7 protein-coding genes and 1 pseudogene are annotated in these 7,068 nt (G+C 66.7%); 4 read left to right on the forward strand and 4 right to left on the reverse strand.

Annotation, left to right across the window (positions count from 1 at the left end; translation table 11 throughout):
- The coding region (locus tag ETD83_RS37505) for an SRPBCC family protein (RefSeq protein WP_329603050.1) at positions 1-507 on the reverse strand (507 nt) is incomplete at its 3' end.
- Positions 508-1,017: 510 nt separating this feature from the next.
- On the opposite strand from ETD83_RS37505, the gene ETD83_RS37510 reads away from it, so the two are divergent.
- Genes ETD83_RS37510 through ETD83_RS37525 form a run of 4 tightly spaced genes read left to right on the forward strand, consistent with a single transcriptional unit; the run spans position 1,018 to position 5,046 of the window.
- Complete coding sequence (locus ETD83_RS37510; RefSeq protein WP_230421452.1) at positions 1,018-2,376, forward strand: extracellular solute-binding protein; 1,359 nt, start codon at positions 1,018-1,020, stop codon at positions 2,374-2,376.
- The gene (locus ETD83_RS37515) at positions 2,377-3,321 is read left to right on the forward strand and encodes a carbohydrate ABC transporter permease (protein ID WP_230421453.1); all 945 of its coding nucleotides are present in this window, start codon (positions 2,377-2,379) and stop codon (positions 3,319-3,321) included.
- A 22-nt stretch (positions 3,322-3,343) separates the two neighbouring features.
- Positions 3,344-4,159, forward strand: coding sequence for a carbohydrate ABC transporter permease (locus ETD83_RS37520; protein WP_138649950.1), 816 nt, complete (start codon positions 3,344-3,346; stop codon positions 4,157-4,159).
- Positions 4,156-5,046, forward strand: a complete 891-nt coding sequence (locus ETD83_RS37525) for an ROK family protein (RefSeq protein ID WP_138649951.1) — start codon at positions 4,156-4,158, stop codon at positions 5,044-5,046. The genes ETD83_RS37520 and ETD83_RS37525 overlap by 4 nt, the downstream gene beginning before the upstream one ends.
- Before the next feature lie 13 nt (positions 5,047-5,059).
- Here ETD83_RS37525 and ETD83_RS37530 read toward each other — a convergent pair whose 3' ends face one another.
- The 3 genes and pseudogenes from ETD83_RS37530 to ETD83_RS43205 form a co-directional block, all read right to left on the reverse strand.
- Complete coding sequence (locus ETD83_RS37530) at positions 5,060-5,860, reverse strand: hypothetical protein (RefSeq protein ID WP_138649952.1); 801 nt, start codon at positions 5,858-5,860, stop codon at positions 5,060-5,062.
- 818 nt (positions 5,861-6,678) lie between these two features.
- The gene (locus ETD83_RS37535) at positions 6,679-6,885 is read right to left on the reverse strand and encodes a hypothetical protein (protein ID WP_138649953.1); all 207 of its coding nucleotides are present in this window, start codon (positions 6,883-6,885) and stop codon (positions 6,679-6,681) included.
- Positions 6,882-7,068: pseudogene (locus tag ETD83_RS43205) on the reverse strand (hypothetical protein); the annotation flags it as partial. The gene ETD83_RS37535 and the pseudogene ETD83_RS43205, both read right to left, overlap by 4 nt.

Here is a 7,068-nt window from a genome sequence, read left to right on the forward strand (position 1 = left end):
CTCGTCCGGCACCTGCTCGACGATCGTCGACTCCCAGGTCCGGCTCGACCAGAAGATCTTCGCCTTCCAGTGCAGCTTCCCGTCCTCGGTCTGATCGACGCTGACGACCTTCTTCATGAAGGACGGGAAGTCCTCGAACCGCGTCCACTGGTCGTAGACGAGCCGGCGCGGGGCGCCCACGTCGGTCTGTTCAACGATGTTGGTCGGCTTCCCCCTTCGTCCACGCCCGAAGATGCGGGCGAGGGTCTCTTTCAGGGCCGTCCAGCCGAAGCTCAGCAGCGCGCGGAACGGGGACTTGCCCTCGTGCAGCGCCTTGACTCCGGCCAGGGCGGCCTTGACGAGCGGACCGCCTCGCTCGGCGGCGGCCGTAAGGCTCCGGACGGCGCGCTCCAAACGCCGTTCAAGCCGCTGGACGAGCCCGCCCAGAGCCCGGCGGCCCAGGCGCCGCGCCGACAGCGCGGCCACCGCTCCGCCGGCCCCGACGGCCAGCCCTGTCCGGAAGTTCATGTCCCCTCGCCGATCCTTATCGCCTTGCCAGTCCCTTTCGCTGGTGCCCGTTCTGGGCACGGCGCCGGGGTACCCGGTCAAGGGAGGGCAAAACAGGTCACAGGCCAGGCGGAGGGCGAGAAGGCCGCTGGACCACCCGTGAGTGGCGTCCGGGTGACCGCCGGGTGACCCACCGAGCATCGCCGCAGGTGGCCGCATCAGGACGCCCCTCCGCCGGACGCGGCGGGCCGAACGGACGCGATGCGCTGAAAACGAGCACTCCTTCGGACTAGACCAGTCCAGTCCAGAGTGTGCACCTGTCCAAAGATCAAGGCCCCACGACACCCCGATAACAGTTAAGAAACTTGCCTTAAGAAAACCTTGAACCGGCAGTATCCGCTGTTTATCTTCATGGTCACGACGCGCGTTTGTGATCAGCTCACAATCGGATCGCACCCACCCATTTATTCATGCGCGAAATGGGAGTCAGGGGCGGACCGAAATCGATTTCCGACCGCAGTACTGGGCAGCATGCGGACCGATGGCCCGCAGCACGACTTCAGCGGGAATCTCGACGCGGGCGCGCTGCGCGCCCGCGTGCTGGAGCACGTCGACCATGCAGCCGGGAGAAGGCGGGGACAGATGAATCGGCACCTCTTAGGCGTCGTCGCCGCGGGCCTGACAGTGGCGCTCAGCGCCGGTGGCTGCGGCAAGGGCAGCTCATCCAGCGACGACTCCGACGGGAAGAGCATCAAGTTCGTCGCGGCCATTTACGACGAGAAGGCCCAGCCCTACTGGGACGCACTCATCAAGAAGTTCGAGTCCAAGAACTCCGGTTACAAGGTCAACCTTGAGATGGTCGACTGGACGCAGATGGACGCCAAGGTCAAGACCTACGTCCAGACGAAACAGGTCCCCGACGTCCTCAACTACAACGCGTTCTCCGACTTCGCCCGCGACGGCCTCGTCTACAAGGCGTCCGAGGTCGTGTCCCCCGCCACGCTGGGCGACTTCACTCCCACGTTCGTCGAGCAGGCCAAGTACAACGGCGAGCAGTACGGTATCCCGTTCATCTCCAGCGCCCGCCTCCTCTTCTACAACAAGCCCCTGTTCGCGAAGGCCGGAATCACCGGCCCGCCGAAGACCTGGAACGAGGTCAGGGCGAACGCGGAGAAGATCAAGAAGGCGGGCGCGATCGGATACGGGCTGCCGCTCGGTCCCGAGGAGGCGCAGGTCGAGTTCTACTCCTGGGCGATGAACAACGGCGGCGGCTGGGTGGACGCGTCCGGGAAATGGGCCATCAACCAGAAGGCCAACGTCGACACGCTCGCCTTCCTCAAGGACCTCAACAAGTCCGGGCTGACGCAGCCGAACCCGGAGAGCACCGACCGCAAGACGGTGTTCAACCAGTTCGCGCAGGGCAGGATCGGCATGTCGATCGGCGGTCCTTTCACGAAGGCCGGATTCATCGAGCCGGTGACCAAGAACCTCGACTTCGGCGTCGCGCCGCTGCCGAGCAGGAGCGGAAACGAGCACAACACGCCCGGCGTCATGGACGTCCTCGTCGCGTTCAAGAAGGCCGGCGGCAAGAACAAGGACGCCATCAAGAAGTTCCTGGACTTCGTCTACCAGAAGGAGAACACGTCCAAATTCCTCACCACGGAGGGCTTCCTGCCGGTGACCAGATCCGCCGGTGACGCGCTCAGCGCCGACCCGTACATGAAGCAGTTCGTGGACGCGCTTCCGGCGTCGAGGTTCGCGCCGACGTCCAACCCGGCGTGGTCGGCCGTCGCGGGCGCGGTCAAGCAGGACCTCGGCGCCTCCGTGGCGGACGACGACCCGAAGAAGGTCCTGGACAAGATCCAGGAGACGGCCGAGAAGGCCGGCTGAGTGCGGGATCTCAAGACTGGGCGGCGGCGGGCCGCCACCTCCCAGGCGCCCCGCCCCTCCCTGCCCAGGCGGGCCGGGCGGGCGCTGACGCCGCTGCTGTGGCTGGGCCCGTCCCTCGCGCTCATCTCCGTCGTCGTACTGTGGCCGGTCATCGAGATGGTCCGCACGTCGCTGCAGGACATCACGTCGTCCGGCGTGACGGTCGGGTACCGCGGCGCCGGCAACTACCGCGACCTGTTCGACGAGGACGGCCTGATCCCCGTCGTGCTGCGGACGCTGCTGTGGGTCGGCGGGATCGTGGCCGTCACGATGGCGCTGTCGCTCGCGCTCGGCCAGCTCCTGAACGCCCGCTTCCCGGGCCGCCGCGCCGTCCGCTGGGCCGTCGTCGTCCCGTGGGCCGCGTCGGTGCTGATGACGGCGCTGATCTGGAAGTGGATGCTGGACAACTACTCCGGGCTCGTCAACCGCGTCCTGCTCGACCTGCACCTGATCGACGAGCCGGTGAACTGGCTCGCGCACCCCGCCGAGGCGATGCTGTGGATGATGTGGGTCGCGGTGTTCGTCTCGCTTCCGTTCACGTCGTTCGTGATCCTCGCCGGCCTCCAGACGATCCCGTCGGAGGTGTACGAGGCGGCCCGCGTGGACGGCGCCGGGCCATTGCGGACCTACGTCGGCATCACGCTCCCGCTCCTGCGCCCCGCCATTCTCATCGCCTCGATCATCAACGTCATCAACGTGTTCAACAGTTTTCCGATCATCTGGGCGATGACGGGCGGCGGGCCCGGCCACGACACCGACACCACCACCACGTTCATGTACAAGATGGCTTTCTACGACCAGAACGTCGGCGAGTCCGGCGCGATGGCGGTCGTCAATTTCGTCCTGATCCTCGTGATGGTGCTGATGTATCTGCGCGCCGCCCGCTGGCGAGAGGAAGTCCGATGACCCGGGGGCTGGGGTTCGCGCGATGACCCGGCGGATCGTCCTCGCGGGCGTCGGCTGGCTGGTAGCGCTGGCTTTCCTGCTCCCCTACCTGCAGATGTTCATCACCGCGCTGAAACCCGAGCGCGAACTGACCGCATCACCCGGCACCTACCTTCCCTCGCATTGGACGTGGTCGAACTTCATCGACGTCTGGTCGGCCGCCCCGGTCTGGACGTACATGCGGGTGTCCCTGACCGTCGCGGCCGTCGCCACCGTCGTGACCCTGGCCTGCGCGATGCCCGCCGCGTACTACACCGCCCGGAACCGTTTCCGCGGACGCGGCGCGTTCCTTCTGCTCGTCCTGGTCACGCAGATGTTCGCGCCGACCGCCCTCGTCATCGGCATCTACCGCGAAATGGTCGCCCTGGACCTGACCGACACGCTCCTCTCTCTCATCCTGGTGAACGCCGCGTTCAACCTGCCGTTCTGCATCTGGATCCTGCACGGCTACTTCTCCAGCATCCCGAGGGAACTCGAAGAGGCCGCCTTCCTGGACGGCGCGGGCCGCGTCGGCGCGCTCACCCGCATCACGCTGCCCATTTCCATGCCGGGCGTCGTCACCGCCGTCGTCTACACGTTCATCGCATCGTGGAACGAGTACATCGTGGCGCTGACGGTCACAGCCTCCCCGGACCGGCGCCCGCTCACGGTGGCAATCCCGTCCTTCGTCACCCAGTACCAGGCACATTGGCAGTATCTTTTCGCCACGTCCCTGATAGCGATCGTCCCGGTGGTCATCCTGTTCATCTTCATCGAGCGCTACCTCATCGGCGGCCTGACGGCGGGTTCGGTCAAATGAGCGTCATCGGCCTGGACGTGGGCGGGACCACCATGAAGGCCGCGATAAGCGAGAACTCCGAGGTCGTGGCCGCAGAATCCTGGCCCACGGACCACACCGACCCAGTGGCGGGCATCCTCGGCTTCGCCGCCCACCTGACCGCCCGCGCGTCGTCCTTGGGCTCCCCCGCCCACGCCGCCGGAATCGTCGTCCCCGGCATCGTGGACGAGTCGACAGGCACCGCCGTCTATTCGGCCAACCTGGGCTGGCGGAACGTCCCCATGCTGCACTTGGCACGGGAACGCCTAGGAATCCCCGTCGCCATTGGCCACGACGTCCGCGCAGCCGGGTTGGCGGAAGCGGTCCTCGGCGCAGGCCGCGACGCCGCTGACTTCGTCTTCATGGCGATAGGAACAGGAATAGCCGCCGCCCTCATCGTCAACAACACCCCGTACCCGGGTGCCGCAGGCTGGAGCGGCGAGATAGGCCATGTGGTCGTCCGTCCGGACGGCGAAGACTGCGCCTGCGGCAACAAGGGCTGCCTGGAAACCTACGCCTCAGCCGCCGCGATCTCCCGACGCTACGGCGAGAACGTCCCGGCGGAAGAGGTCATCGCCCGCGCCGAAAAGAACGGCGACCAAAAGGCGGAACAAATCTGGTCCGACGCCCTGGACACTCTCGCCGACGGCCTGGCCGCCACAACGCTCCTGGTCGACCCGGGCCTGATCATCATCGGCGGCGGCCTGGCCCAGGCAGGCGAAGCCCTGCTCAACCCCCTGACGCCCCGCCTGGCGGACCGCCTCCTCTTCCGCCCGTCCCCTCCCCTTCTCCTCTCCAAGCTGGACGATCAAGCAGCCGTGAAGGGCGCCACGATCCTCGCCAACCGCCTCACACAGGACGACCGCTAGCACGCCGGGCAGATCAGCTACGCGAGAATTCCATCCGCAACGCGGAATCCTTTTCCCTTAGCACCATCACCGCTCCCTTCCCCGGTGCCCACTGGTCGGACACCAGGAAGTAACGGCCCCCGGCGTGGGCCAATAGGCGCAGCCCTGAGTACCGGTAGCTATAAGCGTTGTTCTTCCCCGGAAGCTCCGCCTCCGCCACCCCGGCCCCCGTGAGGAACAACCGCTTGGAACTGTAAACGGTGACCTCGTTCTGCCCGCGCATATTTCCGATGAGCCGATCCGCGAGGGTCCTGCCTTGCAGGGTCGCGTAGTTGGACGTCCCCCAGAAAAGCATGACCACCACGGTGATGGCGACAAAGATCCGCAGCAGCGGCTCTTTGTCCGGAGCGACCGTCCCACGCAGATGCATCCCGTAGTAGGTGAGCAGCGCGCCCGCCCCAATGCTGAGCGGCCAGGCGATGAAGGCGAACTCCTGACCACCGGTGAACACGAACGCCCCGGAAACCGTCCCGAAGACGAAGACCACGAGCGGCAGCAGAACCCAGGCCCACGTCAGCAGCCGCAAGCTGTAGCGGACGACACGGTCGGCGGCCCCGCGCTCCCGAATCCTGGGCGCGAGCACCCGGTCGAGCTGGAGCCATATCAGCCCGCCGGCGGCGATCACCAGGAGCAGAACCAGGGCCGGTCGCACGCTGCGCAGCAAATAGTCGCGCGTCGACTGCCCAAGGATGCTCTCCTCGATTCCCAGGCGATCGGTCATCACGTCATTGCGCTGCCAGCCGAAATAGACGAGGAGCGCCGTCAGGACCGTCACATTCGCCAGCACCCCGGCCAGCCACCGAAGAGCACTCGGCGCAACGCCCTCCGTTGAACCCTCGTCCGCGTCCCCGGCAGGACCCGGCGACGTCAATCGACCCCTCCCCCTAGCGAGGGCGTGTCGGACGGCCCGGCCGATGTCGGCGGCGACGGGTCGGGTGACTCGGTCGGAGGTGACTCGATCGGCCCTGGGCTGTCCGGGCCGTCCTGCGGCAGGGGCGGACAACTGGCGAACGAGGATTTGGGCCGCTGAAGGAGGAAACTGCCCGCGGCCACATACATATGGCACTCGAAATCGCTCGCAATCGAGCCCCCAGGCCAGCCGTAGTCACCAAAGTACCTCTGCGCGGTCGCACTGTCCCCGTTGCAGAGCGCGGCCCCGGCCCGAAGGAGCGTGCGTTCCCGCAGTGTCAGAAGAACGTCCTCAGCGGGACGGCCGCGCATATCATCAAGCGCCGCATTCGCGCTCGCGCATTCTCCCCTTCGGATCATCTCATAAATCTTCCCGATTCCGGGATTGGTGTCTTCGTTACCGGCGGGCAGGCTCCAGGGAAAGCGCTGCCCACCCCCGCCTTTCTGCCCGCCTCCTTGCCCGCCTTTCTGCCCGCCCGTTCCTCCGTTCCCCAGACCAGTTGCAGGAGGATCCCCCGATCCGGGATCACCGACCCCGCCACAGCCCGCGAGCAACGGGAGAATGCACGCGGCGACCACGAGCCGAAGTTTCACCATGGCCTGACCCCGATCGTCGGACGACTACAACAGAGCGTATTGACGCCGACACCCGGGGCGTAGAGATTGGCCAATGCGGGCCATGCGTCAGTTCTCAGGCGCCACCGCGAAGAAACGCCTCACCCGCTCGCCCGCTTCGGGCTCGGCCATGGCGAGCACGTCCAGCACCCCCTCAACGGACGAGGCCCACACTCGAACACGCCCCCTGGCCCGCCAGACACCGTCCGCGTCCCGCGTGATCGACCATTCGGGGAAGATCTGCCGCAGGAACAGCAGCATGACCCCGTCGTTCACGCGCGCACGGGCTCGATCTCGGCCCAGACGACCTTCCCGCCCTCGCTCAGCGGCCGCGTCCCCCACCGCCGGGCGAGCCCTTGCAGGAGCAGCAGCCCCCGCCCGCTCTCCACGCCGTAGTTCACGGCCCGGACGACCGGCAGGGCGTCGGACCGATCCCACGCCTGGCTCTTATACACATCT

Origin of the sequence: Actinomadura soli (assembly GCF_005889715.1) — a bacterium.
Lineage (GTDB): Bacteria > Actinomycetota > Actinomycetes > Streptosporangiales > Streptosporangiaceae > Spirillospora > Spirillospora soli.

What these genes read in the sequence shown, in the direction of transcription:
- ETD83_RS37525 (WP_138649951.1), top strand. Translation starts at nt 4,156, where the DNA reads ATGAGCGTCATCGGCCTGGACGTGGGCGGGACCACCATGAAGGCCGCG.
- ETD83_RS37510 (WP_230421452.1), top strand. Translation starts at nt 1,018, where the DNA reads ATGCGGACCGATGGCCCGCAGCACGACTTCAGCGGGAATCTCGACGCG.
- ETD83_RS37520 (WP_138649950.1), top strand. Translation starts at nt 3,344, where the DNA reads ATGACCCGGCGGATCGTCCTCGCGGGCGTCGGCTGGCTGGTAGCGCTG.